Annotated in this window: 24 protein-coding genes and 1 pseudogene; 13 read left to right on the top strand and 12 right to left on the bottom strand. The window is 53.6% G+C overall.

Annotated features, from left to right (window positions below; all coding sequences use genetic code 11):
* The first annotated feature begins 29 nt into the window (after positions 1 to 29).
* Together HZS79_RS08100 and HZS79_RS08095 are read left to right on the top strand one after the other, a co-directional pair.
* On the top strand, positions 30 to 953 hold the full coding sequence (locus tag HZS79_RS08100; protein WP_179927537.1) for a LysR family transcriptional regulator: 924 nt from the start codon (positions 30 to 32) through the stop codon (positions 951 to 953).
* A 246-nt stretch (positions 954 to 1199) separates the two neighbouring features.
* Complete coding sequence (locus HZS79_RS08095) at positions 1200 to 1745, top strand: GNAT family N-acetyltransferase (protein WP_162219435.1); 546 nt, start codon at positions 1200 to 1202, stop codon at positions 1743 to 1745.
* A gap of 99 nt (positions 1746 to 1844) precedes the next feature.
* Here HZS79_RS08095 and HZS79_RS16880 read toward each other — a convergent pair whose 3' ends face one another.
* Together HZS79_RS16880 and HZS79_RS08090 are read right to left on the bottom strand one after the other, a co-directional pair.
* Entirely contained in the window at positions 1845 to 1979 is a 135-nt protein-coding gene (locus HZS79_RS16880; protein ID WP_274380178.1) for a hypothetical protein, read from the bottom strand.
* Positions 1980 to 1988: 9 nt separating this feature from the next.
* The gene (locus HZS79_RS08090) at positions 1989 to 2267 is read right to left on the bottom strand and encodes a hypothetical protein (protein ID WP_179927536.1); all 279 of its coding nucleotides are present in this window, start codon (positions 2265 to 2267) and stop codon (positions 1989 to 1991) included.
* A 59-nt stretch (positions 2268 to 2326) separates the two neighbouring features.
* Between HZS79_RS08090 and HZS79_RS08085 the strand changes: the two genes are divergently transcribed.
* Complete coding sequence (locus HZS79_RS08085) at positions 2327 to 2755, top strand: SRPBCC family protein (RefSeq protein ID WP_162219436.1); 429 nt, start codon at positions 2327 to 2329, stop codon at positions 2753 to 2755.
* 36 nt (positions 2756 to 2791) lie between these two features.
* Here HZS79_RS08085 and HZS79_RS08080 read toward each other — a convergent pair whose 3' ends face one another.
* Entirely contained in the window at positions 2792 to 3517 is a 726-nt protein-coding gene (locus tag HZS79_RS08080; protein WP_162219437.1) for a CDP-alcohol phosphatidyltransferase family protein, read from the bottom strand.
* 256 nt (positions 3518 to 3773) lie between these two features.
* On the opposite strand from HZS79_RS08080, the gene HZS79_RS08075 reads away from it, so the two are divergent.
* The 4 genes and pseudogenes from HZS79_RS08075 to HZS79_RS16820 form a co-directional block, all read left to right on the top strand.
* A complete protein-coding gene (locus HZS79_RS08075; protein ID WP_179927535.1) occupies positions 3774 to 4763 on the top strand; it encodes a zinc-dependent alcohol dehydrogenase in 990 nt (329 codons plus the stop codon).
* Between the two features lie 75 nt (positions 4764 to 4838).
* Positions 4839 to 5237, top strand: a complete 399-nt coding sequence (locus HZS79_RS08070) for a 6-pyruvoyl trahydropterin synthase family protein (RefSeq protein WP_162219439.1) — start codon at positions 4839 to 4841, stop codon at positions 5235 to 5237.
* The gene (locus tag HZS79_RS08065) at positions 5234 to 7198 is read left to right on the top strand and encodes a glycosyltransferase (protein ID WP_179927534.1); all 1965 of its coding nucleotides are present in this window, start codon (positions 5234 to 5236) and stop codon (positions 7196 to 7198) included. The genes HZS79_RS08070 and HZS79_RS08065 overlap by 4 nt, the downstream gene beginning before the upstream one ends.
* Before the next feature lie 4 nt (positions 7199 to 7202).
* Positions 7203 to 8069: pseudogene (locus HZS79_RS16820) on the top strand (lysylphosphatidylglycerol synthase transmembrane domain-containing protein); the annotation flags it as partial.
* 96 nt (positions 8070 to 8165) lie between these two features.
* Here the strand turns inward: HZS79_RS16820 and HZS79_RS16815 are convergent.
* Positions 8166 to 8990, bottom strand: a complete 825-nt coding sequence (locus HZS79_RS16815; protein ID WP_179927558.1) for a RibD family protein — start codon at positions 8988 to 8990, stop codon at positions 8166 to 8168.
* Between the two features lie 97 nt (positions 8991 to 9087).
* Here HZS79_RS16815 and ribA point away from each other — a divergent pair, with 97 nt between their 5' ends.
* The gene (gene ribA / locus HZS79_RS08050) at positions 9088 to 10194 is read left to right on the top strand and encodes a GTP cyclohydrolase II RibA (protein WP_179927533.1); all 1107 of its coding nucleotides are present in this window, start codon (positions 9088 to 9090) and stop codon (positions 10192 to 10194) included.
* Here the strand turns inward: ribA and HZS79_RS08045 are convergent.
* The 4 genes from HZS79_RS08045 to HZS79_RS08030 form a co-directional block, all read right to left on the bottom strand.
* Positions 10191 to 10979, bottom strand: coding sequence for a creatininase family protein (locus tag HZS79_RS08045; protein WP_179927532.1), 789 nt, complete (start codon positions 10977 to 10979; stop codon positions 10191 to 10193). The genes ribA and HZS79_RS08045 overlap by 4 nt on opposite strands.
* A gap of 64 nt (positions 10980 to 11043) precedes the next feature.
* Complete coding sequence (locus HZS79_RS08040) at positions 11044 to 11826, bottom strand: FkbM family methyltransferase (protein WP_179927531.1); 783 nt, start codon at positions 11824 to 11826, stop codon at positions 11044 to 11046.
* The gene (gene mdoH / locus HZS79_RS08035) at positions 11826 to 13796 is read right to left on the bottom strand and encodes a glucans biosynthesis glucosyltransferase MdoH (RefSeq protein WP_179927530.1); all 1971 of its coding nucleotides are present in this window, start codon (positions 13794 to 13796) and stop codon (positions 11826 to 11828) included. Before mdoH ends, HZS79_RS08040 begins: the two co-directional genes overlap by 1 nt.
* Positions 13789 to 15324 (bottom strand): OpgD/OpgG family glucan biosynthesis protein, encoded by a 1536-nt coding sequence (locus tag HZS79_RS08030; protein WP_179927529.1) that lies wholly within the window; start codon positions 15322 to 15324, stop codon positions 13789 to 13791. Before HZS79_RS08030 ends, mdoH begins: the two co-directional genes overlap by 8 nt.
* Positions 15325 to 15545: 221 nt before the next feature.
* Here HZS79_RS08030 and HZS79_RS08025 point away from each other — a divergent pair, with 221 nt between their 5' ends.
* Complete coding sequence (locus HZS79_RS08025) at positions 15546 to 17144, top strand: alkaline phosphatase family protein (protein WP_179927528.1); 1599 nt, start codon at positions 15546 to 15548, stop codon at positions 17142 to 17144.
* The gene (locus tag HZS79_RS08020) at positions 17141 to 18550 is read left to right on the top strand and encodes a mannose-1-phosphate guanylyltransferase/mannose-6-phosphate isomerase (protein ID WP_162219448.1); all 1410 of its coding nucleotides are present in this window, start codon (positions 17141 to 17143) and stop codon (positions 18548 to 18550) included. Before HZS79_RS08025 ends, HZS79_RS08020 begins: the two co-directional genes overlap by 4 nt.
* A gap of 11 nt (positions 18551 to 18561) precedes the next feature.
* On the opposite strand, the gene HZS79_RS08015 is transcribed toward HZS79_RS08020, so the two are convergent.
* The 4 genes from HZS79_RS08015 to HZS79_RS08000 form a co-directional block, all read right to left on the bottom strand.
* A complete protein-coding gene (locus HZS79_RS08015) occupies positions 18562 to 18912 on the bottom strand; it encodes a DUF4870 family protein (protein ID WP_162219449.1) in 351 nt (116 codons plus the stop codon).
* 18 nt (positions 18913 to 18930) lie between these two features.
* Positions 18931 to 19866: a lysophospholipid acyltransferase family protein gene (locus tag HZS79_RS08010; protein ID WP_179927527.1), complete on the bottom strand. Its 936-nt coding sequence runs from the start codon at positions 19864 to 19866 to the stop codon at positions 18931 to 18933.
* 3 nt (positions 19867 to 19869) lie between these two features.
* Positions 19870 to 20286: a DUF4870 family protein gene (locus HZS79_RS08005; RefSeq protein WP_179927526.1), complete on the bottom strand. Its 417-nt coding sequence runs from the start codon at positions 20284 to 20286 to the stop codon at positions 19870 to 19872.
* A gap of 115 nt (positions 20287 to 20401) precedes the next feature.
* Entirely contained in the window at positions 20402 to 20785 is a 384-nt protein-coding gene (locus HZS79_RS08000; protein ID WP_162219452.1) for a VOC family protein, read from the bottom strand.
* A 40-nt stretch (positions 20786 to 20825) separates the two neighbouring features.
* Between HZS79_RS08000 and HZS79_RS07995 the strand changes: the two genes are divergently transcribed.
* The 3 genes from HZS79_RS07995 to HZS79_RS07985 all read left to right on the top strand — a co-directional run bounded on the left by HZS79_RS07995 (position 20826) and on the right by HZS79_RS07985 (position 25012).
* Positions 20826 to 21464 carry a class I SAM-dependent methyltransferase gene (locus HZS79_RS07995; protein WP_179927525.1) on the top strand — a complete coding sequence of 213 codons (639 nt, stop codon included), beginning with the start codon at positions 20826 to 20828 and terminating at the stop codon, positions 21462 to 21464.
* A 200-nt stretch (positions 21465 to 21664) separates the two neighbouring features.
* Entirely contained in the window at positions 21665 to 23035 is a 1371-nt protein-coding gene (locus tag HZS79_RS07990; RefSeq protein ID WP_162219454.1) for an MFS transporter, read from the top strand.
* A gap of 186 nt (positions 23036 to 23221) precedes the next feature.
* A complete protein-coding gene (locus HZS79_RS07985) occupies positions 23222 to 25012 on the top strand; it encodes an acyl-CoA dehydrogenase (RefSeq protein ID WP_179927524.1) in 1791 nt (596 codons plus the stop codon).
* Positions 25013 to 25082: the final 70 nt, after the last annotated feature.

Below are 25082 nucleotides of genomic sequence, written 5' to 3'. Positions count from 1 at the left end.
TGCGACAAATGAATAAACTGGATCGATAGGTGAGTAAAACTTATCTATTGAAAAGTAGGGTTGAGACTAAAAACTGGGGGCTGGCGGTGAATGCTTCATTACAGGCGATTAAGGTGTTTGAAGCAGCTGCTCGGCTGGGGAGCTTTAAAGATGCCGCGGAGGAGTTGTCGATAACGTCAGCGAATGTGTCGCATCACATCAGCAACCTTGAGAATAGGTTGGGAGTGCGGCTGTTTACCCGAATCAACCGAGGCGTGATTTTAACGTCAGAGGGGCACCAACTCTCTGAGGCGACAACAGCAGGTTTGCAGAAAATTCAGACTGCGCTAGATAATATAAAGTCAGATGCCTCACGACTGAATGTTGATACCACCTCATCCTTTGCCGCCCTGGTGCTAATTCCTTTGCTACATGACTTTAATAAAATCTATCAAAATGTTGATGTTGAAATATCAACAGGTGAAGTAGTGGCATCAAGAGTTAATACCCTCTCTATACGCTTGGGGGACGTAACCCGGATTGATGAGTCAAATTTATTAAAAAAAGAGCGTTTTAACGTATATGGGAGCTCTCCTTTTATCCGCTCCATCACAGTGGATAAGCCGCCTACGGTCTATCTGACTAAGTGGAAGAACAATAAACTGCCGGACTCACCTTGGAAAAACTGGCTAACGGAAAATAAAGAGTCACTGCCAAATTTTGAAATAAAATACTTTGATCAGGAGCTTTATGGTGTTTATGAAGCTCTTGCTGGGAAAGGGCTGGTGTTTTGTTCAGAGACCCTAGTTTCTAACTTTGTGAAAGCTGGCACATTGCAGCCAATTGTGTCTCAAGGCGTCGATTCAATGCTGTGTTACTACATCCCTACCGAAAGCTGGCAGCACAGCGCCAAAATGCAGGCCTTTGTCGATTGGCTTAAGCTTGTGATTGATTGGAATTTATATTCTGAGTGATAAGCTTACCCCATAAGAGTGAATTAGCTATGTCAATTCAACATATACAAGCTAGTCTGCATGAAACTCATTCAGTCCTTGAGAGATGTTTATATCTGTACGTCAGCGGGCAGCTTTGCAGATAGTGTTCAAGAGGTTCATATCAAAGTACTAAATATCCTCATTGAATTAGTTGAATGATATTTTTTCGATAATTATCAACCGGTTGCTTAACCTGTAGCGTTGGTTTTTTAAAAGAGTGTGCCAATGTCTGATGAGTTGTTTTACCCAGCTATTGAAACAAAACGATTAGAACTGCGCCCGTTACTGCTTAGTGATTCGGAAAGTCTGCTCGAAATTTTTTCTAAGCCGGAGGTGATGAAGTATTGGAACACAGCACCTTGGACGGGGATACAAGATGCCCTGGATTTCGTTAATAGCAGCAATGACTCAATGCGACGCCAAGAATCACTGGTACTGGGTGTATATTTGAAATCGACAGGCGAGTTGGCTGGGAAATGTATGCTGTTCAGCTATGATAAGGACTCCAGACGCGCTGAGATTGGTTTTGGCCTAGGCAGCTCGTTTTGGGGAAAGGGCTATGTCAATGAGGCTGGAGAGGCGTTGATTCAGTATGGCTTTAATACGTTAGGGCTTCGCCGTATAGAGGCTGAGATAGATCCAGACAATTACTCTTCTGCAAAAGCATTGGAAAAACTCGGCTTCTCGAAGGAGGGTCTGCTGAGGCAGCGCTGGGAAATCGATGGTGTTGTCTCAGATTCCGCACTATATGGCAGGCTCGTAAGCGATTAGTTAATATAATAGATCGCAAGCTTGCCACCGCTTGCGGTCAGCAATCGAGGTAGCCAGTGTTACCCAATAAATAAGCAGAGATTTAGGAGGGTTGCCTGTTTACTCTCCTGCTGCGAAGTAAACAACCATTTTGAGATGTCGGTGCTCATCAACGATGAGCGTCTCATGGGTATAGGTGTGATGCTCGCCTTCTGTATCAACTAGGCTGCTGATTCCTCGATTGTAGCCTTCCATACTTGAAGCCTACCACCAGCGCTGGAAGTCTGGCGATAACTGGCAAAGCTCTTCAATGAGCGTTTGTATGATGGGGTCTTCAGGGGCGACAGCTCTAAGCCACAACGAAACTGTGCCGCGCTTGGGACAAACTTGGTGGTAGGAGCGGCTCCTGCGGAAAAAGCGGGGCTGGTGATTACGGCGTGGCGGGGGAGGGAAAAGCTGCACTACCTCAATGCCGAGCCAATTCAGCAGATCCACCAACGCTGGGTCAGTAAGTTCACTCAGCAGCGTCGGCTGGCCCGTCATTCTTTCCAGCTTGAAAAGTCTATTGGAGGGCGGCAGCCCTGTGCTTAGGAGTGATACTGATGGCGCGCATTGAACATATTCAATACGTAAATGCCCCTCTTGCACGTGTTTACGAAGTGTTGACCACGGCTCGTGGCCTGGCCGAGGTGTGGACCCAGGATTTAACATTCACGGCCCAAATTGGTGCGGTCAATGAATTCCGATTTGGGGATGAGCACCCGACAAAGATGATGATCGGGGAGTTGGTGCCCAACAATAAGATGACCTGGCAATGTATCGATTCAGACTCGGAGTGGATTGGGACCAGCGTCAGTTTCGAGCTAGAACCACGGGGAGGCAAAACGGCTGTTACTCTCAAGCATACCGATTGGCGTGAAGTGACCGAGTTCTACCGTTTCTGCAACTATAACTGGGCGATATTCCTGCTGAGCCTTAAGCAATACTGTGAAGAAGGGGCCGGTATTCATTACCAAACTCGGACGTTTTAAAAGCTGGACGTTCTCTTTAACGGGTACCTAGCTGGTCTATCGTTTGTGCTGCCTATGCAGCCACCACACATCAAACCCAAATGAGTAGATGAGTGTGGCTAACGCACTCAGTGCAAGCAGGCTGGCAGCAAGAGGAGAGGTGAGTGGCGTTAACGCCAGCAGCAATGCAACGACTTGCCACACGCATACCGCTTTGCGGCGGAAACTGTCAAAAAGCGGTGCTTTTAACCACGGAAACGGCCAGCTAGCAGCAACAAACAAATAGCGCATACCGCCGATGAGCAGTACCCAAACACCTAGATGCTCGCTTTGCAATAAGCCAATGCAGAGTAGCAGAATTAGTAGCGCATCCAGCTCCATATCAAAGCGTGCGCCAAACGGGGTGTGCGTTTTTGTGTGCCTGGCAATCCAGCCATCCACACCATCCAATAACAGCGCGATAACGGCAACCGCTAACCATAGCCAAATCGCGTTAGTAAAGGCACTCGCTGCCAGCGCACCCGCCACGATGGTTACCAACACACCGCGTCCGAGTGTGACCCGATTAGCCCAGCCGAGCGGCCCATAAGGCCAAAAGCTCACTACCAACGTTCCCATTAGTACGTAAAGGCCTGCCGCTAACCACCAATTGACTGCGCTTTCCAACAGCGTAGGCAGAGCAACCCCCAGCATAAGTAATAGCAGGCCAGCTAGCGCTACCTCTGACAGGGTGTAGAGCCGCTTGGGGAAAGGGCGGCTGGTGGTGTTGGAGAAAGAGGGCATGCTTACTCGCAAAGCGGCGCACTGGCCCGCGGTTGAATTAAGGTGTGCAAATTTTTTCCTATGTACCATTCTTGTATAAGAAGGTAAGGTTGTCCATGATGTAGAAATATTTGTTTTTAATCATCCTAGCGTTCACATGGGGTAAGTAGCCACTTTGCTTTCTACGCTACGCTGTCAGAAAGCAATGAAATGTGAATAAGTCTTAGTAAGGCTACGCTGTAAGGATGGATGAAGCGCTTAACCATAAGGAAATGTCATGTTGCCGCCTGATACCGCCACGGCTTTTTGGGTGACTCGCCCCGAGCATGGTGAGCTTAAGCAAGAGCCACTTGCTGCGCTCGAAGAAAATGAGGTGCGGGTTCGTGCACTCTACAGCGGTGTTAGCCGCGGTACAGAATCGCTCGTGTTTAACGCACAGGTGCCGGAGAGCGAATACTTACGCATGCGCGCTCCCTTTCAGGTGGGTGAATTTCCTGTCCCTGTGAAATATGGCTACTGCAGCATTGGCCATGTGGAGCAAGGGCCACGTTATCTAGTCGATAAAGTCGTCTTTTGTCTTTTCCCGCATCAAGATCATTACGTGGTACCTGCTGATGCAGTTATGCCGCTTCCCGACGACGTCCCTGCTTACCGTGCCGTGTTAACCGCCAATATGGAAACCGCCGTTAACGGCGTGTGGGATGCCAACCCGATGCTTGGCGAGCGCGTCTGTGTGGTGGGCGCTGGTGTCGTCGGTGCGCTGGTGGCATATCTGTGCGCGCAAATTCCTGGTGTGGAAGTGCGGTTGATCGACATTAATCCTGAGCGAGAAACTCTGGCAACGCATTTAGGTATTCCTTTCTGTACGCCAGAACAGGCCCCCACGGACCAAGACTGCGTGATTCACGCTAGCGGCCAGCCAGATGGCTTGAGGCTTGCCATGGGCTTGCTGGGCAACGAAGGCCGTGTGATTGAAATGAGCTGGTTTGGCCAGGGAGACGTGTCGCTGCCGCTCGGTGGCGCTTTTCATTCACAGCGATTAACGCTTAGTGCCAGCCAAGTAGGGCAGTTGCCTGCCAAGCTGCAGCCGCGCTGGAATTACCGCCGCCGTTTAGCGCTCGCTCTACGCTTACTTACCGACCAGCGGTTAGATGCGCTGATTAGCGGTGAAAGCGATTTTGCGGATTTTCCAACGCTGGCACCTGCTCTGTTTGGGCCTGGTAGCACAGCGCTATGCCACCGAATTCGTTATCCACTGTCCGCTTAGTTAATACGGCTGGTTTGATAAGAGTGAGTAATAAGCGTCAGTTAATACGAATTCGCTAATACGACAGGAGTGTCTATGTACCGTTTATGCGTCCGTGACCATTTTATGATTGCCCATAGTTTTAATGGGGAAATATTCGGCCCTGCCCAGCGCACCCACGGGGCAACCTATGTGGTGGACGTGGTGTTTCAGCGCCCTGAACTTGACCAAGATGGGCTGGTAATTGATATCGGCTTGGCAAGCGAAACGCTCAAAGAGGTGCTGGCAGATTACAACTACCGCAACCTCGATGAGGTGAGTGAATTTGCCGGTAAAAACACCACCACGGAATTTATGGCCAAGGTGATTTTTGACCAGCTAGCGGCGGCCATCAGTGCCGGGAAAATGGGCACCACCGCTCAGGGGATTACGCACATGGAGATCAAGCTGCATGAATCTCATGTGGCGTGGGCAAGCTATGAAGGAGCGCTATGAGCCAGCCGTTTACCTTGGTAGTGGCTGGCGATCCTGACCAGCGTACCGGTGGGTATATCTATGACGCCCAGATTGTCGCTGCGCTGCGCGAACGTGGCCTGCATGTTGATGTGGTGGGGGTGGCTGGGCGTTTTCCGGATGCCGATGATGAGGCTGCCCAGGCACTTACCGATACGCTATCCGCGCTGCAGGACCATGCGCAGGTTATTATCGACGGCCTGGCCATGGGGTCGCTGCCAGGGGTGGTGGCTGCCCACGCTGAGCGCCTGGATATCACAGCGCTGCTGCATCACCCGCTGGGTGACGAGCAGGGTTTGAATGACACGGATCAGCAGCGTTTTCACCGTAGCGAACTGCGCGGGCTGGCTCATGTGAATAGAGTGATTGTGACCAGCCGTTTTACTGAGCGTCGCGTAAAGGCACTGGCGGAACAGTACGCGCTACCATTTAGTGCCCCTATCACTGTGGTGGAACCTGGGGTTGAACGTGCTCCAATCAGCCCCGCGGCACCATCCAGCGAACCTATCCGCCTGCTATGCGTGGCAACGCTGACTCCGCGTAAAGGGCAGGACATTTTGGTTCAAGCCTTGGCGGATGTTGAGAGGGGGCATTGGCGGTGTGACTGCTTTGGCGGTGCTCGTGATGCTGCATTTACGGCTCGCGTTCAAACGCTGATAGAGCAACACCAGCTAGGTGATAGGGTAACCCTTCACGGCGAGTGTGATGCCGCGACCTTGGAAGCCGCTTATCAAAATGCCCATGCACTGGTATTACCTTCTTGGTATGAAGGTTATGGCATGGTGGTGACTGAAGCGCTAGCCCACGGCTTGCCCGTTATCACCACCACCGGCGGCGCGCTGCGGGATACATTGCCAAAAGGGGCTGGCATCAGCGTAGTGCCGGGGGATGTTGAGGCACTGACGAGTGCACTGGCGACTTTTTGTCATGATGAAGCGCTACGCACGGAGCTACGTGCAGGCGCTGACGCTGCTCGTGGCCGTTTGGGTGACTGGCAAGCTGCAGGGGAGGCGTTTGCTAATGCGCTGCAACAATCTTCGACATTATCAGCAGGAAGCAAGTTTGCGGCGGATTGGCTATCGCTGCGTGAAACAGTCGATGCCCGTTCGCGTAGTCAGGCGTTAGTCGATGCGCTAGCCAACTGGTTATCAGATGATCAGCGGCGAGCCGAGCTATCTAAGTCAGAAGAGTCCTTGCCGCCAATAACGCTGGCGGATTTAGGTTGCGGACGTGGTAGCAATAGCCAGTTTCTTGCGCCTCGCTTGCACCATGCCCAGCGCTGGATGCTGATTGATCATGACCCCGCCTTACTTAGTGAAGCCTATTCGCGCACCAGTCAATTGAGCACGGGCAAGGGTGAACCGATGCTGGTGGAAACCCACTGTGCTTCCCTCACACACCTTGATCACCCAGCGCTAACGCATTGCGATGTGGTAACCGCGTCTGCGCTGATTGATCTGGTGTCTCAACAATGGATCGACGCCCTGGCTGCGCAGTGTGCCAAACACCGACAAGCGCTTTTTATCACCTTAAGTATTACCGGAGAATGGTGCTTTACCAATGCCCAGCAACAGCCACTAAACGACCCTGACGATCATTGGGTCAGTGGGCTGTTCAATGCACATCAACGGCGGGATAAAGGCTTAGGCGATGCGCTAGGGGGCGATGCCCACAGTGCGTTAGCCAACGCGATGGCCCACTACGGTTATCGTGTCATTGAAGCTGAAACACCGTGGTGCTTGGCGGCGGGCAAGCCAGCGCTGTATCCCTTAATGTGCTCGTTGATTGAAGGGTGGGCGAACGCTGCCACTGAGCAGGCCCCAGAGGCGGCGTCACGGATTGCTCAGTGGCGTGATGAGCGCCTGGGTAAGGTGACTGAAGGCAAGGTGGGTATTTGGGTGGGGCACCGTGACTTGCTGGCGCTGCCAACGGGCGAGGGCTAACTCCATGCGACTCTGGCATTGGCTGAGAACCCCGTGGGTGCAAAAAGGGCTGGTTAGCTTAGGGCTGCTAGCTGCTGTTGCCATGTGGGTAGAGCCAGGTGCCGTGATGGCGGAAGTGCAGCGTTTTGCGCCGGGCTGGATGGCCCTGGCACTGCTTATTAGTGTGCTGCAGGTCATGCTGAGCGCGTGGCGATGGAAGTTTACGGCAGGCTTAATTGGTGTGCCGCTACGCTATCGTTATGCGCTGCGGGAGTACTACTTAGCGTTGTTGGTTAACCAGTTGCTGCCAGGCGGCGTGTTAGGTGATGCCGGTCGTGCCCATCGTCATGCCCAGCAGTCTACTTCAAGAGGAAGCGCTTGGCGTGCAGTGGTCATTGAGCGCGCCTCTGGGCAACTGGCGATTGCCCTGTTTACGCTGGTGGCGTTGCTGGCATCGCCACTCTGGCTAATGGCGCTCGGTAGAGGTGGGCTGACTGTACTGATTGTGGCTGTTGCTCTGGTAATTGCAGCTGGGGGCTTACTGGCGATAGCGCTGCGGCATTCGAAAGTGACGTTGCCTGATTGGTGCGTTGCTCTGGGGCGTGATATGTGGCGCGGGCTCTTGCAGCGCAGTGTTTGGCCACGGCAGCTGCTCTCTTCGCTTTCTATCGTACTTAGCTATGGCCTTGTCATGGTATGCGCTGCTCGGGCAATTGGTGTGGAGCTGGCAGCGTTAGATATATTGGCGCTGGCACCGGTACTGCTACTTGCCATGCTGGTACCACTTTCGATTGCCGGGTGGGGGTTACGAGAAGGTGCCGCCGCGGGAATCTGGATGTTCGTTGGCTTGCCTTCGGCTCAAGGTGTAGCGGTTTCATTGGCCTATGGTGTGTTAGTGCTGCTTTCTAGCCTGCCCGGTGTTTGGGTGGCGCTGGCCTCGCGAACACGCGCAACGCCGCCCAATTCGTCGCCTGCAAACGGCTCCTCTTCAGAGAGTGCGTTCGCTCAGCAGTACGTCGAACAGCGTGTCGTCCCCGCATCGGAAAGAGCGCATCGTAGGACGCAGCGCACTCTCAAGGGTATCGATGGGTGTCATTTGCAACCCTGGCCTGCCGGAACCAATCAGCAGCGGCGCGACCAGCAAATGCAGGCGGTCAACCACGTTCGCTTCAATGAACTGCGAAACAGTAACTCCGCCACCTTCGACCAATACCCGAGTAAGACCACGATTCGCCAGCAAGGCAATAACGTCGGCGGGGCGGAACTGACCATTGATATCCAGCGGCAACACGCAGTGTTCGGCCTTCGTTTGCGCCACTGTTGCTTCTGGCCCGGTAAGGTGCAGGGTGGGCGCGGTAGGCGTGGTGAACAGTGCCAGCTCTGCCGGCACGCGGCCTCGTGGGTCAATCACTACACGGGTGGGGTGTTTGCCCGCCACATGGCGCACGGTGAGCTGAGGGTTATCAGCACTCGCTGTGCCTGCGCCGATCACCACGGCATCGGCCAGCGCACGCAGCCGGTGCAGATGCACCAAACTTTCAACGCCATTGATGTAGTGGGAGTGACCACTTTGCGTAGCGATGCGCCCATCCAGGCTTTGCCCGAGCTGGGCAACCACCCAGCTCGAATGGCGCACCAGCGGCAGCAAACACGTCAACAACGCCTGTGCGGCGCTAGTTATCGCGTAGGGAGAGTGCCAGCTGCCGTGAGTATCAAGTGTAATAGCGACGTTACTCTTCACGCCCTGTTGAACGTCCAGCAACCATGCCCACGCTTGGTCGGTATTGATCGTCACTTCATTGGTGCTAGGCATGGCATCTCCACTCAAAAATCAGCAACTCATCATGCGGGGCCATGTTGCCCGACGCAAGCAAACGTTGTCCGCCCCAACAGGCAACTTGGAGGCCTACATGTATCACATTGAACGCGCTATTTTCGATATTCGCCGCGGCTTGCCCGTGGTGATTAATACCGGAGAGCAACGCCTGTTGGTACAGGCACTTGAAGGCAGCGTCTCGGTTAGCTCGTTAACCCGCCTAGCTGGCTCGCGGCCTTCATTGGTATTGACGCGCCATCGGCTTGAAGCCATGGGTATGTCGCTTAAGGCGGATGCGGCTTGCTTACCGCTCACCGAGCACATCAGCGAGCGTGAATTGCACCACCTTGCTGTGTCCGATGAAGCGTCGAAGACGTCCCCTTCACTTTTAAGTGGCCTGAAGCCAGCAGGCGTAGGGGAGCGTGGCGCTGTGGCACTGATGCGTCGCGCGTTGTTGATACCGGCTGCGCTGTGCGCTGAGGTAAGTGCAGCATCCGCCGACCATATTGCCCAGCAGCTATCAAAAGGCGAGCTGTTAGAGGTTAATGCCCGCGATGCTGAGAAGTGTTTGGCCGGCGCGCCGGGGATGCTAAAGCGCGTGAGTGAGGCGCGTATTCCGCTTGAAGATGCTCCTGAGAGTCGCTTCGTTCTGTTTCGCGAACCCGATGGCCTGCGAGAGCATGTGGCCGTGGTGATTGGCGATCTGGATGCCATCCCAGGTGCGGTTCCTTTGCGCATGCACTCGGCTTGTCTAACCGGTGACTTGTTTGGCAGCCTGCGCTGCGACTGCGGTGAGCAGCTACGTAACGCGGTGGCCGATATTCAAGCCATGGGCGGTGGTGTGTTGCTTTATTTAGCACAAGAAGGGCGAGGAATAGGCTTAGCCAATAAACTGCGTGCGTATACCCTACAAGATGGCGGTTTAGATACGGTTGATGCCGACCAAGTGTTGGGGTTTGGCGAGGATGAGCGCAAGTACGCTGTCGCGGTTGATATGCTTAATGCGCTTGAGGTTGATAAAGTTCAGCTGTTAACTAACAACCCATTAAAAATGGCAGCCCTGCGTGAGGGTGGTATTGAGGTCGTCTCCCGTCAGGCGCTCTATGGCAGTGTGACCGACCAAAATCACCGCTACCTAAGCGCCAAAGCAAGCCGGGCAGGGCACTTCCTAGACGAGGTTCTTGAGGGGCGGGGGCGTTAATCTGACGTTTTACGTGTGATAAGCGGTGGCAGGTGGGCGGTTTCGGCCACCACCTGCGCCAGCTGAGTGGCGTAGTGCCTCACTAGCCGTTCACCTAATGCTTGATGAGCCCCCGTTGCATCACCGGCAACGCCGAACGTACTGAGGTCTTCGGCAAGCCAGGCAAAGGCGGCGCTACCCTCTGGGCTCACCAGTGCACCACCATTAGGCCTTGCCGGTGGTGTGGGCTGGTAACTGTCGAGCTGTACCAGTTCAGGCGCTAAATGCAGCATGATTGCAGTTTCCAGCAATCCGCCATGCAACCCGTAGCGTAGTTCATCGGCATTGATAGCGCCTTCCAGTGGCGGAAGGCGTGTATAGGTGGCTTTTACCACCCGCATCTCAAACTGCTTGCGCAGGGTTAATGCGGCAAGATCCATTACCGCTTTATTACCTCCGTGGCTATTAATCAACACCAGCTTTTTTATACCTGCCTGGGCAATGCTTTCGCCGTAAGCCTCTAATGTCGCGATAGCGAGTGGAGCAGGCAGGCTGAGTGTTCCTGGGAAGCTTGCGTGCTCGTCGCTCGCGCCTACGGCAATCGCTGGCAGGCATAATACATCGAGCGCTGGGTCGATGATGTCCAGCATGGCGGCTTGTAACCCTTCACCAATCATCAGGTCGGTGCCTAACGGCAAGTGCGTACCGTGCTGCTCAACTGCCCCCAGGGTGATTACCGCGACTGGGTCACCTTCGGTAATCGTAGCTAGCTGGGGGGCGGTGAGGGTTTGCCAGTGATAAATCATGCAGATTCTCTTGTTTTGAAAGCTGTGTTTTAAAAGCTGTGTTTGGAAATCGTTTTTTGAAGAATTATGCGGATGCGTTTAACAATGGATGGTCGGCGCGGCAGGCGTAGAGATCCCCTGAGGCCATCCCTTCAACGCCATCGTTGAGCCACTGGGTGATGGTTTCAGGGGATTGCCAAGTTGCCCAGCGAAAGCAGCGCTGCTCACCGGCAATTGCATTGAAACGGTAGTCACCAAGGCGGCACAGCTGGTCAACGCAGGCATGGCTAACCTCTAACACGCCTGCAACAAATTCCACTGAAAGCGCCGCGACGGGGTGACTGAGTCCCATCAGTACCTCGGCTTCAAACCCTTCAACATCAATTTTTATAAAGCTTGGTTCGCCGTAAGTAGCGATGAGTTGATCCAGTGTAGTGACTTCCACCCGAAGCTGCTGTTCCCATTGTACGTGCTGAAAGCTGGGGTTGCGTTCGCCCACCTGGTGACGCCATTCGGTTGCTAGGGTGGAGAGGGTCGGATTGCTAACACTGATGGCAATCTCCGCGTGACCAGGTTGCGGCCCTGCCGCTAGCGGTAAGAGTGTGATATTAGGTTGGTTGAGTATCCGCTTAAACCACTTAGCCAACGTTGGCTGTGGCTCTAGTGCCACTACTTGGGCGCCTAGTGCTTGGAAGGCGGCGCTACGGTCGCCTAAATGAGCACCAATATCAAAGGCGATATCGCCCGGCTGAATAAACGGACGATATAAGCGCTTCAAGCCACGCTGCCGCCCTGGTCGCCAGTAGATAAACAGTGAACGCGCCAAGCCGCTGGCGCTGCGCAGCCGTTGAATTAAAGCGGAAGGCATTAGTAAGGCTCCTTAGCGGGTGGGGCGTGCGCTGTCGATGGCTGGGCGTAGTGTCGAAACGATTGGCAGGGCATATCACCTATCAGCTCAGGGGGCGGTGCTTTAAGGGGAAGGCAAATCGGTAAGCGCTTATCAGGGTAGCGACCGCGAACTAAGGCGGCATACGCTTTGAGTAGCGCTGGTTTCTGTGTAGTGCTAGGCGTAAGAAGTAAACCGAATCTCCGGCTAATTATGCTTCCCCAGGTGGCGCTGCTGGAGTATTTCACCAGCGGAGCGGCGCCGATCAATCCAAGCCATGCGGGCGTTAACCAACCCAACGCTGAAGGTGAAAAGAGCATCATGGTGGCTGCCCAGGTAATGCCGCATATCGTCACCCATCCTGTGTGATGCCATGTTTCACGCCAGCTTAGTGAACGTTCCCCCCGGTGTTGGGTTTGCCAGTCAATGGCTCGTCCAATCAGTACGTTGATAATGAATAAGCTGTGCCAGGCCATCATTAGCGGGGCAATTAGTGCAGCAAACAGAATTTCCAACAAGGTACTGGCGATAAGTGTTAAACGGCCACCGTAAGCATGGGGGCATTGCCAGCAAGTCAGTAATAACCCCAGCAGCTTAGGGGCAACAAGCATGGCTAACGTTACGCTCAGCAGCACTAATGACAGGGTTGTCGGTAAAAGAGGGTGTGAGGCGGGGCCGATTGCTTGATAGCCCACCACGATGCTGGCGCACAGCAGCAGCACTAGCCACACCAACGAAGAGAGATAGGCAAACGCACCGAACAAGAAGTGTAAGCGGCTGACAGGATGAAGCCCCGCTCCTGTCAGTAGACGAAGATGTTGCAGGTTACCTTGCAGCCACCGTCTGTCACGCTTGGCAAAATCGAGCAGGTTGCTTGGCATGGCTTCAAAACTGTTGTGGGAGGCGCTGGCATTGGTGTCTTGGTGTGATACTGCTGCTGTCGCCGAGGTGTCTAGCAGTACTTGCCAGCCGCCACGCTTCAGTAATGCGGCTTCGACGAAGTCGTGGCTTAGCAACTCTCCCCCCAAAGGGGGCTTGCCTGACAGCGTCGGTAGCCCCGCGTTGGCCATGAAAGCACGTGTACGAATGATCGCATTATGCCCCCAGTAATTTGCCGCATCGCCCTGCCAAAAACTTTGGCCTGCCGCTAGCATCGGGCTGTATATCGCCGACGCTAGCTGGGTGAAGCGGCCAAATAGCGTGCGTTGGCCAACGGGGATAGGAACGGTTTGAATAAGCCCGACGCTTGGCTGGCGCTGCATACGGTGTATCAAGTGCAGTAGCGTTGCGCCGCTCATTAAACTGTCGGCATCCAGCACCACCATGTAGTCATAGCGGCGGCCCCAGCGACGGCAAAACTCAGCAATATTGCCTGCTTTACGACCATCATTATTGGGTCGGCGGCGATAGTGAATGGCTAACTGGCCTGCAAGGCGCTGCTGCAGCGCGGCTACGTGGGCAGCTTCCTGGTGGGCCAGCGTCGTATCCTGGGTGTCGCTTAAAATGAAGACTTCAACATGATTGCCGATAGTCTCTGCTGAGCTAGCACCATGCTTGCTGGCTTGCTGTAGTAACGAGCGGCACGTCGCTTCTAGCCCTGCAATAGTGGGAACAGGTGGCTCTGCGTAAATGGGCATTACCAGGGCGGTGCGGCTGACCAGTAAGCTGGCGCTAGGGTCCACCAGCGTTTGGCGACGCAGGCTTAGTGGATCACGGCGTAGCGCGCAGATAACAAAGCCACATATCGCCCCCCAAAAAGCCAGCGCGATCCAACTGAACGTAAGCGCAAACAGCGTCAGCATAGTGAGCTGCCACCCCATGGGAAGGTTGGCAACTACCTTCGCCATCGCGATGCAGCCACCGATACTGGTGGCTAACACGGTAACAGCGAGCAAGGCCCGCCGACCGTTAAGCCAAGGTATCGAAGGCGTCAACGCGTGCAAATCAGGCATCGGGATACCACACGTAATTCCAGGTTTCAGTAATGGGGTCTCCGTCGTGTATCAGGCGAAGGCGAATATCACTGGGTGCGGTATTAGGTGGCAAGCGAAAGGTGGCACGCTTTCCGTTGTTGGGGAGTGTTTTGACTTGAGGTAGTAATATCTCGCCATTTAGCACGCTGATATCTAGCTCAACGACGTCGCTTGAAGAAATATCATCCAGCTTGCCGCCTTGAAAATCGACAACAAATTGCCGCTGATCAGCAGAGGGGGAGTCGGCTTCACCTGGAACTGCCGCACTTCCATGACGCGTGCGGATCACGCTACCCAGTTGATGCGCTGCTGGTTGCTCATTGAGTGTATAGGTGCGGTAGTGAAGCCGGCGGGACTCACCAGCCTTCAATGCCTCTTCAGCGACCCAGTAAGCCACAATGTTGTCGTGGGTTTCATCTGGCGTGGGGATTTCGACTAGCTCTACATGTCCTGGGCCCCAATCATCCAGAGGCTCGACCCACTGGCTGGGACGGCGGTGATAGTGTGCTTCAAGATCCAGGTAGCGGCCAAAGTCACGCTCCCGTTGCATAAGGCCAAACCCGTTAGGGGCGCTATCCATAAACGCCGATACGCGAACCGATGAGGGGTTTTGCAGTGGCCGCCAAATCCACTCTTCGGCACCTGTCTGAATGAGCAAACCGTCAGAATCATGTACCTGGGGACGGAAGTCGTCAGGCCGCTCGGCGCTCATTTCTCCGAAGGCAAACATGCTAGTAAGTGGGGCAACACCCAGTTTTTCTATATCAGAGCGTGCAAACAGCTCGGCTTCTATCTCAGCCTCAGTGTTTTCGCCCGGCGTTAACCTAATACGATAGGCACCGCTTAGCGAGGGGCTATCCATGAGTGCGAGAAGCGTAATGCTGTCAGAATTTTCATCAGGCTTATAGAGCCAGAATTCGCGAAATTCAGGAAATTCCTCACCACTGGCTAAGGCGGTATCGATAGCCAGACCGCGGGTAGAAAGACCGTAGGCCTGGTCGCGTCCTACTAGACGGAAGTAGCTTGCGCCAAGAAAGACAGCGAATTCATCGGCATAGTCATCAGTATTGATTGGGTAGTGCAACCTAAACCCTGCATGGCCGCTTCCAGTCAAATCATGCTCTAACAAGTGGCTGGCATCACCATCGTACTGAAAATCATCGCTAGAAAAAGGCAGCGGGGAGCTCTCACCATCTTCAATCACATTGAGAGTAATCGGCGTTTGAAAGAGAAACCCGCTGTGGAATAGCTGCATACTAAACGGGCTTTCACCATGCCAGTAGGCACGCTCAGGCTCGAAACGAATCTGACGGTAAGCATCGTAATCCAGTGTTTTCAAGGCGCTGGGCAGTGATTCTTGTGGTGCTTGGTAAGGTGCATCTGCTAAGGCTTGGGCGCGCTGGATGACGTGATTGAAAGTCGCCTCATCGCTAGCAGTGGCAGATAAGGTGATAAAGCTCGAACAGGTAAACGACAACATCCATTTTGCAGCTTTACGAACACTCATAGGTGAGATCCTTTCGATTGCATGCCAACGTGGAAGCATTAAAATCAGTATATGAAATATTTCAACAAAAGTTATACCATTAAGTGTATTGGTATATGATTTTCATGGCTGTTTGCAAGCTTAAACATCCCTAAAACAAACAAAGCTAGGGTGATGACTGTGTTATTGAAGGCTGTGCTACTAAAGACCGTATTGTTAAAGACTAGGTTGCTGAAGCGCTAATGCTTCGTCTTCTGGTAACAGTTTTTGCGCTCAATTTCGTGCTGGTAGTGCCGTTGTGGTGGCGGTTTGGAGGGGTAGGCACCCCGCTGATTGCCTGGGAAGCTTGGCTGGTGGTTCCTGCCATACTGCTTATGCGCCCTAGCTCCTTTCGCCGCTGGCTCGTATGGCTGTTGTTAGGGTGGCTGATGTTAGTTTCAGTTGCCAACCTCGGCGATGCGGCGACCCATACCGCATTTGGCCGATCGCTAAATCTTTATCTGGATGTGCCCTTGGTGCGTTCTATTTACCATCTGTTAGTAGGTAATGTAGGTCAATTGGCGGCAGCGTTATTAATTGTGTTGGGCGGCATGGTGCTGTTGGGCATTTGGTGGGGAATGCTGCGCTTACTACTGCCAGTGGCTCCTTTGTCCTGGCGGCGGATATCGGGCGTGGTCGCCATAGGCGTGATTAGTGTGGCAGGGCTACTCGCCGTGTTGGAAGCAAACGGTTATCGCGTGGTTCCCAAGTCAAGCCTTCCCATTGTGAATACCACCCGTTTTCAATGGGAGCAAATCGTCGCTACCCACCAGGCGAAAGAGGCGTTTGCCAGCCAGCTTGAGAATGCGCCTATGAGGCCGCAGCCACTGACTGGGCTTGAAGGCCGTAATGTTCTGCTGACCTTTATTGAGTCTTACGGTGTGTCGGCAATAGATAATCCTCGCTACAGCAACGTAATACTTCCAACGTTAACCGATATGCAGCAACGTCTGGATGAGCGCGGCTTACACGTTGTTTCCGGCTTGTTGGCAGCGCCCATCCGAGGGGGGCAGTCGTGGCTTGCTCATGCCACCACGCTAAGCGGCCGATGGATTGATAATCAGTTATGGTATCGGCTGATGCTGGATAGCAACCACTCCACACTGGTTGACGATTTTAGCGCTACCGGACAGCGCACGCTCACTGTAATGCCTGCTATTACCATGGCCTGGCCAGAGGGCGCCGCATACGGCTTTGATGACATTGCGGCGGCGAAAGATATTCCTTATGCGGGGCCTCCGCTACATTGGGTCACCATGCCGGATCAGTTCGTTCTTGACTATACCCAGCGCCACTTGCTTGGGGAGTCTCCGGTCTTTGCTCAGCTTGCGCTAATTTCAAGCCATGCCCCCTGGACACCAATACTGCCTGTGCTTGAAAACTGGTCGATGATTGGTGATGGCAGTATTTTCAATCCATGGGAAAAAGCAGGCGACCCGCCAGAGGTGATTTGGCAGGATATTGAGCGTATTCGTGATCATTACGCGTGGTCAGTTAATTACTCTGTAAAGGTGGCAGGACGTTGGGCTGAAAGGATGGTGGATGACAATACGCTGTTAATTGTGCTTGGCGATCATCAGGCCGCGCCGCTGATCACAGGGGATAACGCCAGTGCTGCGGTGCCGGTGCATGTGATTAGCGGCGACCCCGCGTTACTGGAACCCTTTAAAGCACGCGGCTTTATCGATGGCACGCTACCCGCACTGGAAAATTCGCAAGAAGCTGTAAAAATGAGCCAGCTGCGTCATTGGTTGCAGGAAGATTTTGGCACGTCAGCGTCAGACATAAGGACAGCACCATGATACAGCCCGTCATTCTTAGCGGTGGTAGTGGTACGCGGCTTTGGCCTCTTTCACGTGAGCAGATGCCAAAGCAGTTTTTGCGTTTAACATCGCCCCAAAGTCTGCTGCAGCAAACCCTGGCGCGTCTGGAAGGTTTAGACACTCAAGCGCCTATTTTATTGGGCCACCATGCTCACCGTTTTTTAATGGCGGAACAGCTACGCGCAAGTGGCTTGTCTGGCACGATTGTATTGGAACCGGAAGGGCGCAACACCGCCCCAGCAATTGCCTGTGCCGCGCTTTTGGCTCGCCAAACAGACGATGATCCGCTTTTACTGGTACTGCCAGCAGATCATGTGATTGGCAATCTTGAGGCGTTTACCTATAGCGTGAGCTGTGCGGAGCCGTTAGCGGAGCAGGGGTACTTAGTCACTTTCGGGGTGGTGCCCACCTATCCAGAAACAGGATATGGCTATATTGCTTGCGGTCGCCCATTAGGGGGCGGTTACCAGCTTTCGTCGTTTATCGAAAAACCCGATGCAGAGCGCGCCAAGCAACTCCTAGAGCAAGGCAGTACGCTATGGAATAGCGGTATGTTTTTACTGAAAGCCTCTACGTATCTTACTCAGCTTGAGCAGTTGCAGCCAAGCATGCTGGAAGCTTGTCAAAAGGCGGTTAACGAGTCCCATCGAGATTTGGATTTTTTACGACTGGGCGAGGAAGCGTTTCGTGGTTGTCCAGGAGAGTCGATTGATTACGCGGTAATGGAGCATTGTGACCATGCAGCGGTGGTGCCGCTGGATGCCCAATGGAGCGATATTGGTAGCTTTGATTCGTTATGGGCAACGCAGACGCCAGATGAGGCAGGTAACGTGGTTCGTGGAGACGGGGTGTTGACCAACACACAGCACTCACTTGTTATCGCCGAGCACCGTTTGGTGGCAACGCTGGGTATTAAAAATCTCATTGTGGTGGAAACATCTGACAGTGTTTTGGTTGCTCATCGTGATCAGGCTCAGCAGGTTAAGCAGCTAGTGGCATCACTCAGCCAAGCGGGACGGAGTGAACCTTATACTGCGCCGTTGGTTCATCGCCCCTGGGGCAGCTTTCAATCAATGGATAGTGGCGAGCGGTATCAGGTTAAGCACATCACGGTAAAACCCGGTGGGCGGCTATCATTACAGCGTCATCATCATCGCGCCGAACACTGGGTGGTGGTGAGCGGTACTGCTCAAGTCACGGTGGATGAGCGCACTTTCTTGGTCAGTGAAAACCAATCCACGTACATTCCCATTGGCGCGCTGCACCGCTTGGAGAACCTCGGTAAAATCCCGCTTGAGTTAATCGAAGTGCAGTCGGGAAGCTACTTGGGTGAAGACGATATTGAGCGACTGGACGATGTGTATGCTCGTCATCGTTCTGAATAGAAGCGATGGCGTTACCAAAGCCAACTGCCAGGGCGCGCGGGCGGTTCACCTTTACGTGCTGCCAACCAGCCTAAAACACAGCGTGCAACCAGCCAGACCACCAGTAGCGGCCACAGCAAGGTGCCAACCAATGCCAGGCTAAGGGTAAAGGTAATAATAAAATAGAGGCTGCCTATCCAAAACGTGCGGATCAAATAACGGTAGTGAGCCTGTAGCCACGGTGCGGCTTCTTTGCGATATACGTATGCGATAATAACGCCAATCAACAGGGTAATATTGGCGGTTACCAAGCCTGCTAGATAGAGCGCATAAATAATTTGTAGCGGAAGCGTTTCTTCTTTAGGGAAAGAGCGCTGGGACATGCATTACCTCGTTATCATTCAATACAGCCGGAAGTTATCGGCATCTGGCAGACCTTGTTGCTGCTCTATGACTTTGCGATAACGTTTGTACTCCCATTGATACTGCACTGGATCAAGAGCGATAGAGGTCTCAACGCTGGCATTGACGCCGGTTGCCGACTCAGCATCGTCGTTGCTATAAACCCGCTCATCAGCGTCCAGGAAGTGAATCTCAAATCCCTTGCCGGGCACACGTAGGGCAACACCTGTCACGACTCGCGCCTGAGTACGCGCGACTAGCTTGGGTAGCAGCGTTGCCGTATAGGCATTGTGGCCATAAAAGGGGGCGAATACACCGCTGCCCCAGTTAGGTTCTTGGTCAGGTAGGATGCCAATGGCTTCGCTGCGTTTCAGCGCTTTTAGCAGGGCGGCAACGCCTCTGGCGTTGGTGGGTACCAGGCTTGCTCCCATACGCTCACGGCCATGACGAATCACAGGCTCCAGACCGATGATTTTTGGAGGTTCGTACATAGCGGTGAAGGGAAAATGGCTGGATAGCCAGAAGTTAAGTACTTCCCAGTTGCCAAAGTGGGGAGCAAGAACAATGACACCGCGGCCTTCAGCGCGCGCGCTGTCCAGCTTGTCACGCCCATGCACCGATAAAATACTCGCTGCTACTTTTTCTGGCGTTCCCATCCAGGCATAGCCCAGCTCTAACATGGTGGCAGCTGAGTGTTGCAGGCTTTTTTTGGCAAGTGCTTTGCGCTCGCCATCCGACGCGTTTGGTTTCACCACTTTTAGGTTGATTTCCGTTACCTGACGCTCTCGCTTACTAAAGCGATAAACCAACGGCCCTAGTAACGTAGCAATGCGCCACAGCGTTGAAAGTGGCCAGCGTGCGAGTGACCTCCAAAGCCAGGTAATTGCACGAGCCTGAAAAAGTGCTTTGCGCGTTGAGGGTAAACGTTGTGCCATTGTTTAAATAAGCCAGCTATCAACGTTTGAAGGCGCACGTTTCTCCTGCAAGCCTTTGAAGCCTTTTACACAGCGCACAATAAACCAAACCGCCAGTGCCAGTAGCAGAGGAAAGCCAATTAAAACAAGGGTTAACAGTGTCGCTACGCTGGCGTACAGCAGCCCCATCCAAAAGGTACGGATCTGGTAGCGGTAGTGTTCATCCATCCACTCCGGCCCCTTGCCACGATAAACATAGGCGATAATGACGCCGATCAGCGAGGTAAAGCCCACCACAAAGCTCGCTAAGTAGAGGGCGTAGATGACCATGGCTATCGTAGTGTCAGCGTGAGGTGACTGCTCACCTGAGGGCTGTTCTGAGGTTGTGTTGTCGCTAATTACTTCACCTTCCAAGGGGGGCTTGTTGGCGTTATCGCTCATAACCAATCCTTTTTGACGCTTTGCCGTGACGCCCCTATGGGCGTCGTTTAAGCACGTTATGATAGCGTGGCTGGCACGGCTTATCATCAACGCACTGCTTTGGTTCTCTCTACACTCAGCGAGAAGCTGGGCGGCAAACTTCCAGTAGGTTGCCGTCAGGGTCGCGCAAATAGATGGACTCAATCGGTCCATTAGCGCCTTGGCGAGCGACGGGCCCAAGTTCAACATCAATGCCTAACACATCCAAGTGCTGCTTGAATTCATCCAGCGGTAGCTGGCAGCGAAGGCATAAATCGAGGCTGCCCGGCGTGGGAGTCGCCGAAATAGGAGCGATATCGGTGTCGGTTTGATGCAAGCGCAAGGCAGTGTCGCCCAGCAGTAAGTCAACCCGCTGCGCGTCTCGGTAGCGCACGTCTAAACCTAGTACGCGGGAGTAAAAATCCACGGCGCGACCCATATCGGTTACCGTAACAACAAGATGATCCAAACCTGACAGCATGCCACTTTCCTTAAATACAAACGTGAAACATGAGAATACGATGATGCGACGCTGCCCGCTATGTAATGCGCCTAAACCGGCGCTTTATCACCAAGACCGTCGCCGTGATTACTACCAGTGTGCCACGTGCGACCTGGTGTTTGTGCCTGCCGAGCAGCATTTGGATGTACGGCAAGAGAAAGCAGAGTACGACCAGCATCAGAATTCGCCGCATGATACGGGATATCGACGTTTTCTGGGGCGTTTATTTGCCCCGTTAGTCGCTAAACTGCCTAAGGGCGCCCGCGGACTGGACTTTGGCTGTGGCCCAGGGCCCACGCTGTCGGTGATGTTTGAAGAGTCTGGCTTCCCCATGGCAGTTTACGATGTTTTTTACGCCGCTGACGCGGAGGTGCTAACGCGACAGTACGACTTTATTACCGCCACTGAGGTGGTGGAGCATCTCTCTGCACCTGGCGAAGTGCTTGGTCAACTGGTCGAGAATTTAGTTCCGGGTGGCTATCTTGGACTGATGACAAAGCGTGTGAGCACTCTCGAGGCGTTTGCTCGCTGGCACTATATTAATGACCCGACACACGTGTGCTTTTTTAGCGAAGCGACATTTCGCTGGTGGGCGGAAAAGCAGGGTTTGGTAGTGGAATTTCCTGGTAAAGATACCGCTATATTTACAAAACACTAATTTGTATGCTCATGCTATGAAAAAGCATTGACTTTATAGCGTTGAAGGCAATAATTGCGCGCCCGTTTTCTGCCTGCCTGATGTGATAGGCGTGCTTGAGATAGGCGAGCTAACGGCTAACCTCTCGTTATTCGTGCTTATCGTTATTCGTGCTTATCGTTATTCGGGCCACTCTTTATTCAGGCAAGGTAGGTATACACATGTCGCGGCAACTGCTAGCTATGGCGCTAGCGCCTTTATTAGGGCTGTTTATTCTTGGAATTGGCAATGGCTTTCTCGCCACGCTGATTACTGTGCGTTTAGATGCTGCGGGCGAATCAGCCACGGTAATTGGTATTGTCTCCTCGGCTTACTTTATTGGCTTAGCGTTAGGTGCACTGGTCAATGACCGTTTGCTTCTGCGTATAGGCCATATTCGTGCTTACGGTAGCTTTGCCTCGTTGGTTGCTGTCACGGTGCTGCTGCAAGGGCTGTTTTTCGACCCTTGGGCTTGGTTTGTTCTGCGCTTAATTGGCGGCTGGGCCACCGTGGGCGTTTACCTGGTGATTGAGAGCTGGCTGCTGACATCGGGCGATCAAAAAGTACGTGGCCGCCTGCTGGCGATGTACATGATTGCGCTATATGCCGCGGGCGTGCTGGGGCAGCTGTTGCTAGGTGTCACCAATGCGATGGGGGTGACTGCACCTTTCATGGTGATTGGCCTATTAGCATCTCTGTCCGTCCTGCCTATGGCAATGATTCCTCGGGTATCGCCCCTTCTAGAGCACGCTGAGCCGCTCCCGCCGCACCGCTTGATTACCATGACGCCGACGGGGGTGATGGGAAGCTTAGGGTCTGGCATGGTGGTCGCCGCCGCTTATACGCTGTTGCCATTGTACTTGCAGCGTATTGGCATGAGCGTTAATCAAGTGGGGCAGATGATGGCCGTGGTAATACTCGGCGCTATGCTGCTTCAGTACCCTATTGGGCGCTGGTCTGACCGCCATGATCGTCAAATGGTGCTGATTGCTATCAGTGCTTTCTGCGTGGTGATTTCTGCGGCGATGATTTGGTTGCCGATGTCGACGCCCTTGCTGGCAGCACTGCTGTTTTTACTGGGTGGCGGTGTGTTTGCGCTTTACCCGGTGGCGGTTAGCCATGCCGCCGACCGTGCCCCGGCAGGCGCGTTGGTACGTATGAGCCAGGGCCTGTTATTGATCAACTCCATTGGTGCCACCATCAGCCCGCTGATGATCTCTCCGGTAATGACCGCCATGGGAGATGCGGGGCTGTTCTGGGCGTTTGGCTCGCTTAGTCTGTTTTTCCTCCTGTTCTTTGGTTGGCGGCGCAGCGTGCGGCCTGCACCGGTTCCCGTGGCTCCCTTTACACCGACTACGCCGATGACAGCGGCAGGTGCTGAGTTGGTCGTCACAGAGGAGTTGATGCAAGGCGCACTTGAGCATGAACACTTGGAAGACTTATCTGACGTTGTGCCTGAAGTGAATGCCGTTGAACCGATGGTGGGCCCACCTCCAGAGGACCAGACTCATATTGTTTATTATGACGACGTGGAAACCGAAGTACGTAAATAGAGCTGGTAAATAGAAATACGTTAAGAACAGAAATACGTTAAGAACAAAGATATATGTGGTGGTGGCTACGTTTACTTCGGTAGGTGAGACCTTGGGCTAATGGTGTGATGAAAGTAGTGAAACTACTATTCGGCATAGTGTTTATACTAATTTCTGTTTATCACCGATTTCCGCTGAGGTTTTGCCATGAATTATTATGCCGCGCCGGTACGCGATCTGCGTTTTGTGCTCGAAGAGTTACTCGCACACCGCTCGCTTGCACTGCCAGGCTTTGAAGAAGCCACTCCCGACTTGGTTGAGGCGGTACTGGAAGAGGCAGCAAAACTCGCAGGGGATGTGTGGGGCCCATTAAACAGTGTCGGTGATCAGCAAGGTGCTAAACGTCACACGGATGGTAGTGTCACCACTTCGGAAGGGTTTGCTGCGGCCTACCAAGCGTATGTAGAAGGCGGCTGGAATGGTATTGGTGTTTCTGAAGCGCTAGGTGGTCAGAACCTACCCGAAGTGGTCGCCAGCGCTGTTCAAGAAATGCTTCACGGTGCCAATATGGCCTTAGGCCTTTGCCCTATGTTGACGGCAGGCGCGATCGAAGCTCTGGCGCATCATGGCAGTGAAACGTTAAAAACGACCTATCTCCCCAAACTCGTTGAAGGTACCTGGACAGGTACCATGAACCTGACAGAGCCTCAGGCAGGCTCCGATCTTTCTAAAGTACGCACTAAAGCCGTACCTGAAGGCGACCACTACCGCATTAGTGGCCAAAAAATCTATATCACCTGGGGCGAACACGACGCCGCCGAAAATATCATTCACCTTGTGCTGGCGCGTAAACCCGATGCGCCAGAAGGCAACAAGGGCATTTCACTTTTCCTAGTGCCCAAGTTCCTGGTTAATGCGGATGGCTCGCTGGGTGAGCGTAACGACGTAACTTGTGCCTCTATCGAACACAAGCTGGGCATTCATGGTTCGCCTACCTGCACCTTAAGCTTTGGCGAGAACGACGGCGCTATCGGCTATCTGGTGGGTGAAGAGGGGCGTGGCCTCAACCACATGTTTACCATGATGAACGAAGCGCGTCACAAGGTGGGCATTCAAGGTATCGGTGTGGCAGAGCGTGCTTGTCAGCATGCGTTTGCTTATGCCTTGGAGCGCACCCAGGGGCGTTCGCCTAAATCCCGTGGCGGTAGCGAGTGCACGATCAGCGACCATTTAGATGTGCGCCGGATGCTGCTCTCAATGCGTGCTCGCACCGATGCCCTTCGTGCCTTGGCGCTGTACTGTGCTGGTCAGTTGGATCTTGCCCGACACAGTGAAAGCGACACCGAGCGCCAAGCTGCCCAGGCATGTGCTGATGTGCTGATCCCTATCGTCAAAAGTTTTTCGACCGACCAAGCCGTGGATATCGCATCGATGGGTATTCAGGTGCATGGCGGCATGGGCTATGTGGAAGAAACTGGCGCAGCCCAGCTGCTTCGGGATGCACGAATCGCGCCTATTTATGAAGGCACGAATGGCATTCAGGCGCTCGACTTAGCGGGACGTAAGCTACAGCGTGACGGTGGTGCAGCATTTACAGCACTGATAGATGACGTGCTCAATACGGCAGAAGCGCTGCGAGCCGACCCCACCCTTACATCACTGGGTGATGCACTGGCTGTAGGGGCCGACGATCTGCGTGCCGCGATGCAGCTTGTGCTTGAGCAAGGCAGTGACCCGGAAACTGGCCCAGATGCGGTGCAGGCCTATGCGACACCGTTGATCAATCTAGCAGGCCATGTGCTTTGTGGCTGGCAGATGGGCAATGCCGCACTTCACGCGACCAGCGCGCTACAAAATGGCAGTGATGATCCGTTTTATCGCGCCAAGCTGTGTAGCGCCAATTTTGTTATCACACAGTGGCTGCCTGCTGGCCGTGCGCAACGCGCGGTTATCGAAGCGGGTATGCAATGCCTGAGTGACTTCGAGTTAAGGCCATAAACTACCCACAAGCGTGATTGCTTAACCACTCATTTCCGCCGACCCATTGGGTCGGCGGCTTACGTTAATA

Source organism: Vreelandella zhaodongensis (genome assembly GCF_013415115.1).
Lineage (GTDB): Bacteria > Pseudomonadota > Gammaproteobacteria > Pseudomonadales > Halomonadaceae > Vreelandella > Vreelandella zhaodongensis.
Note: the sequence above shows the minus strand (reverse complement) of the source record. Positions and strands in the feature narration are given on the sequence as shown.

Excerpts from the sequence above, each read along its gene's own strand:
- HZS79_RS08090 (WP_179927536.1), bottom strand. The coding sequence starts at position 2,267 with ATGACGGGCCAGCCGACGCTGCTGAGTGAACTTACTGACCCAGCGTTG.
- HZS79_RS08095 (WP_162219435.1), top strand. The coding sequence starts at position 1,200 with ATGTCTGATGAGTTGTTTTACCCAGCTATTGAAACAAAACGATTAGAA.
- ribA (WP_179927533.1), top strand. The coding sequence starts at position 9,088 with ATGTATCACATTGAACGCGCTATTTTCGATATTCGCCGCGGCTTGCCC.
- HZS79_RS16815 (WP_179927558.1), bottom strand. The coding sequence starts at position 8,990 with ATGCCTAGCACCAATGAAGTGACGATCAATACCGACCAAGCGTGGGCA.
- HZS79_RS08085 (WP_162219436.1), top strand. The coding sequence starts at position 2,327 with ATGGCGCGCATTGAACATATTCAATACGTAAATGCCCCTCTTGCACGT.
- HZS79_RS08015 (WP_162219449.1), bottom strand. The coding sequence starts at position 18,912 with ATGTCCCAGCGCTCTTTCCCTAAAGAAGAAACGCTTCCGCTACAAATT.
- HZS79_RS08005 (WP_179927526.1), bottom strand. The coding sequence starts at position 20,286 with ATGAGCGATAACGCCAACAAGCCCCCCTTGGAAGGTGAAGTAATTAGC.
- HZS79_RS08045 (WP_179927532.1), bottom strand. The coding sequence starts at position 10,979 with ATGATTTATCACTGGCAAACCCTCACCGCCCCCCAGCTAGCTACGATT.
- HZS79_RS08070 (WP_162219439.1), top strand. The coding sequence starts at position 4,839 with ATGTACCGTTTATGCGTCCGTGACCATTTTATGATTGCCCATAGTTTT.
- HZS79_RS08000 (WP_162219452.1), bottom strand. The coding sequence starts at position 20,785 with ATGCTGTCAGGTTTGGATCATCTTGTTGTTACGGTAACCGATATGGGT.
- mdoH (WP_179927530.1), bottom strand. The coding sequence starts at position 13,796 with ATGCCTGATTTGCACGCGTTGACGCCTTCGATACCTTGGCTTAACGGT.
- HZS79_RS07990 (WP_162219454.1), top strand. The coding sequence starts at position 21,665 with ATGTCGCGGCAACTGCTAGCTATGGCGCTAGCGCCTTTATTAGGGCTG.
- HZS79_RS08025 (WP_179927528.1), top strand. The coding sequence starts at position 15,546 with ATGCTTCGTCTTCTGGTAACAGTTTTTGCGCTCAATTTCGTGCTGGTA.
- HZS79_RS16880 (WP_274380178.1), bottom strand. The coding sequence starts at position 1,979 with ATGGAAGGCTACAATCGAGGAATCAGCAGCCTAGTTGATACAGAAGGC.
- HZS79_RS08030 (WP_179927529.1), bottom strand. The coding sequence starts at position 15,324 with ATGAGTGTTCGTAAAGCTGCAAAATGGATGTTGTCGTTTACCTGTTCG.
- HZS79_RS08040 (WP_179927531.1), bottom strand. The coding sequence starts at position 11,826 with ATGCCTTCCGCTTTAATTCAACGGCTGCGCAGCGCCAGCGGCTTGGCG.
- HZS79_RS08010 (WP_179927527.1), bottom strand. The coding sequence starts at position 19,866 with ATGGCACAACGTTTACCCTCAACGCGCAAAGCACTTTTTCAGGCTCGT.
- HZS79_RS08020 (WP_162219448.1), top strand. The coding sequence starts at position 17,141 with ATGATACAGCCCGTCATTCTTAGCGGTGGTAGTGGTACGCGGCTTTGG.
- HZS79_RS07995 (WP_179927525.1), top strand. The coding sequence starts at position 20,826 with ATGATGCGACGCTGCCCGCTATGTAATGCGCCTAAACCGGCGCTTTAT.
- HZS79_RS08075 (WP_179927535.1), top strand. The coding sequence starts at position 3,774 with ATGTTGCCGCCTGATACCGCCACGGCTTTTTGGGTGACTCGCCCCGAG.
- HZS79_RS08080 (WP_162219437.1), bottom strand. The coding sequence starts at position 3,517 with ATGCCCTCTTTCTCCAACACCACCAGCCGCCCTTTCCCCAAGCGGCTC.
- HZS79_RS08065 (WP_179927534.1), top strand. The coding sequence starts at position 5,234 with ATGAGCCAGCCGTTTACCTTGGTAGTGGCTGGCGATCCTGACCAGCGT.
- HZS79_RS07985 (WP_179927524.1), top strand. The coding sequence starts at position 23,222 with ATGAATTATTATGCCGCGCCGGTACGCGATCTGCGTTTTGTGCTCGAA.